The sequence below is a fragment of the Pseudooceanicola marinus genome (assembly GCF_002786295.1).
Classification (GTDB): Bacteria; Pseudomonadota; Alphaproteobacteria; order Rhodobacterales; family Rhodobacteraceae; genus Pseudooceanicola; species Pseudooceanicola marinus.
Genome location: NZ_PGTC01000025.1, coordinates 1 through 2,361, shown reverse-complemented (window position 1 = coordinate 2,361; position 2,361 = coordinate 1). Strand labels below are relative to the sequence as shown.

The window sequence follows — 2,361 nt, the reverse complement described above, 5'->3', positions numbered from 1 at the left end:
CCGGGCCCCGGGCGGCCCGCAGGAAGCCCGCCAGCGCCCGATGCGACACGACCAGATCCGCATGCCCACTGGTCTGGGCCTCCAGGTCCAGCGTCAGGGTCATCTTGAGGTCGGTGGCCTCCAGCGTGAGCTGGTCGCCGTTGAACCGGACCCGCACGCAGCCAATGGCCGGGATGGTGTTCCAGCGCTCGACAACGCGCCCGAGGCGGTTGGCGGCCAGCCGAAGCTCGGCGAGGGCGACGGTGGCGCTTGGTCCTTCGGAGATCTCCGGGGCGGGCGCGGCGGCGCGGGGCATCTGGTGCAACATGGCAGGTCCTTTCCGGTGGCGGTGTCTGAGGTCAGGGGGAGGCGGGCAGGGCGTCCGCCTCGGCAGCCGTGTCGGCCACGGCCTTGCGGGCGCGGGTGATCCAGGCGGCGATGGCCTCGGCTTCCGTCGGGCCGCTGGCGGAGATCCGGTAAAGCGTGAGAACGGAACGGTCCTCGGCGGGGACGTGGAAGCGGCCACCCCCTTCCAGGCTCGCGCAGACGAACGCCTCGTGCAGAGCGTCGCCGCTCAGCGGCGCGACACGCGCCAGGAAGGCGGTGATCGCGTGGATGTCGAGGAGGCGGCCGGTCATGGCTGCCCTCCGACGGTGGCGTCGGGCTGGAGCGCCCGGCGCGCGAGCGTTGTCGGCAGATCCAGCAAGGCGGCGGCGATCAGCAGCGCGACCGCCAGCCAGCAGAGGCCTTCCAGCGTGAGGTGGAGCAACGGGCGTCGATCAGAACAGGTCATGCCGGCGTCCCCGCGATCATCACCAGGGCTGCGGTCGTCAGCAGCCAGCCGATCAGGGCGACGGGGAGCAGGCTCATGCCGCGCCCTCCGGATGGGCGCGGCTGGCGATCAGGGCGCGGACCTTGCCGCGGCAACGCTCGGTGATGTCCAGGACCTCGGCCATCTGGGACGATACGGTCGGCGCGCCGGCGAGGTGATGCGGGGTGAGCCGGGCCAGCCGGTCAGGCGAGATCGGCGTGCCGCGGGCGGCCTTCCGCGCGGCCCAGTCGGACCGCAGCCGCGCGCTTTCGTCAGGGGTCAGCATCGATGCCTCCATCTGTGGTGGTGGAGGAGATTAATGCCTGTCAGTAATATTCATGTCAATGCCTGACAGGCATATAATGTGATGCAAACTGGCGTCTACGTCGCTAGGCTGCCTTGGGATGGGGGAAGTGAAGAAGTAGGGATGAGGAAGAAATCCGATGGGACATGCATTGACCAAAGACGAAATGATCGTTGCTTTGCTTTTGTTGGAGGGCTGTATTTCGCTCAGTTGTGGGGAGCGTTTACTCCGAGAAGCAAAAGGACCGCATCGCGTCGCGCGGGATCCGCTTTTCTTAGCGCTTCAAGGTACTTGGCTTCGACTTCTGAGATGCTGAAAAGGTCGGTGAGCGGTACTTGAAGGGCTTTGGCGATTTTGATCGCCAGGTCGTGCGTGTAGTTCCCGCCCTTCTCGATTTTTGAGATGGTGGCTTGGTTGCAGTCCACCATCTCCGCCAGTTCGGCTTGGGTGAGCTTTCGTTCTTGGCGTATGAGCTTCAGATTCTCCATGCCTTCATTATCGGATGTCAGCTTTCCTGACGCCATTCGCTCATGGGCATATCGATGCTCGAAATGCTTGACGGGAATATGAATGTCAGGCATATCGTGCTGACTATGACGAAGTTGCATCACTTCCTCCGGGCAAATGAAATCACCCAAGCTGCGTTTGCTGCTTCGGTTGGTCTCAATCAGGCTACGGTCTCCAAAATCTGCCGAGGGCAGATCGGCGTAAGTTTGGCTACGGCAGTGCTCATAGAGCGTCAGACCGAAGGGGCTGTTCCGGCTGCATCGTTGCTCCGCAGTGATAGCGCGCGTGTGCTGCCGCCTGTCGACAGCGAGGCCGCGCATGAGGTTGGGCGGGGTGAGGCGGCATGATGCTTTATTTCCGAGACTTCGGCCTTTGTCCCGCGAAAACCCCCGGAGAGTTTCCCCATGCGTAAGGCGCGGCCCGCTTCGATCCAGTCGGCGGTGCAGACCGCCATTCGCGCGGCCGGCGGTCTTGAGGCCGTGGCCAATGACATCGGCGTCGGGGTCTCGACTCTGTCGCACGGGACGGAAGTCTCGGAGCAGCGCCCGGGCGGGCTTGGCGTCAACTACCTCGACCGGTTGAGCCGGATTGTGCCCGAGGCCGCCGTGCCGATCGCGGCGCATTTCGCGGCTCTGGGCGGCGGGACCTTCCACCCGTTGAACATCGAAGGCTCGACCGCCTCGGACATCCACCGGATCACCCGGGAGTTCGCGGACGTGCTGCAGCGCCATGCCGAGGCGCATTCCTCGGCCTCGGCGGT

The 2,361-nt window shown here is 64.8% G+C and carries 6 protein-coding genes and 1 pseudogene; 2 read left to right on the top strand and 5 right to left on the bottom strand.

Features of this window, described 5'->3' with window-relative positions:
• The 5 genes and pseudogenes from CVM50_RS19035 to CVM50_RS21540 all read right to left on the bottom strand — a co-directional run.
• Window positions 1–307, bottom strand: a pseudogene (locus CVM50_RS19035) (hypothetical protein); the annotation flags it as partial.
• Between the two features lie 31 nt (window positions 308–338).
• Window positions 339–617, bottom strand: coding sequence for a hypothetical protein (locus tag CVM50_RS19030; RefSeq protein WP_085890134.1), 279 nt, complete (start codon window positions 615–617; stop codon window positions 339–341).
• Complete coding sequence (locus tag CVM50_RS21545) at window positions 614–772, bottom strand: hypothetical protein (protein ID WP_157792239.1); 159 nt, start codon at window positions 770–772, stop codon at window positions 614–616. The genes CVM50_RS19030 and CVM50_RS21545 overlap by 4 nt, the downstream gene beginning before the upstream one ends.
• 73 nt (window positions 773–845) lie before the next feature.
• Complete coding sequence (locus tag CVM50_RS19025) at window positions 846–1,076, bottom strand: hypothetical protein (protein ID WP_085887040.1); 231 nt, start codon at window positions 1,074–1,076, stop codon at window positions 846–848.
• Between the two features lie 224 nt (window positions 1,077–1,300).
• Entirely contained in the window at window positions 1,301–1,702 is a 402-nt protein-coding gene (locus tag CVM50_RS21540; RefSeq protein WP_143515664.1) for a helix-turn-helix transcriptional regulator, read from the bottom strand.
• On the opposite strand from CVM50_RS21540, the gene CVM50_RS22285 reads away from it, so the two are divergent.
• Together CVM50_RS22285 and CVM50_RS21530 are read left to right on the top strand one after the other, a co-directional pair.
• Window positions 1,625–1,948 (top strand): helix-turn-helix domain-containing protein, encoded by a 324-nt coding sequence (locus CVM50_RS22285; RefSeq protein ID WP_143515665.1) that lies wholly within the window; start codon window positions 1,625–1,627, stop codon window positions 1,946–1,948. The two genes, CVM50_RS21540 and CVM50_RS22285, sit on opposite strands and share 78 nt — an antisense overlap.
• A gap of 57 nt (window positions 1,949–2,005) precedes the next feature.
• Window positions 2,006–2,361 (top strand): hypothetical protein (locus tag CVM50_RS21530; protein WP_157792236.1); only part of this gene is annotated, 356 nt, incomplete at its 3' end.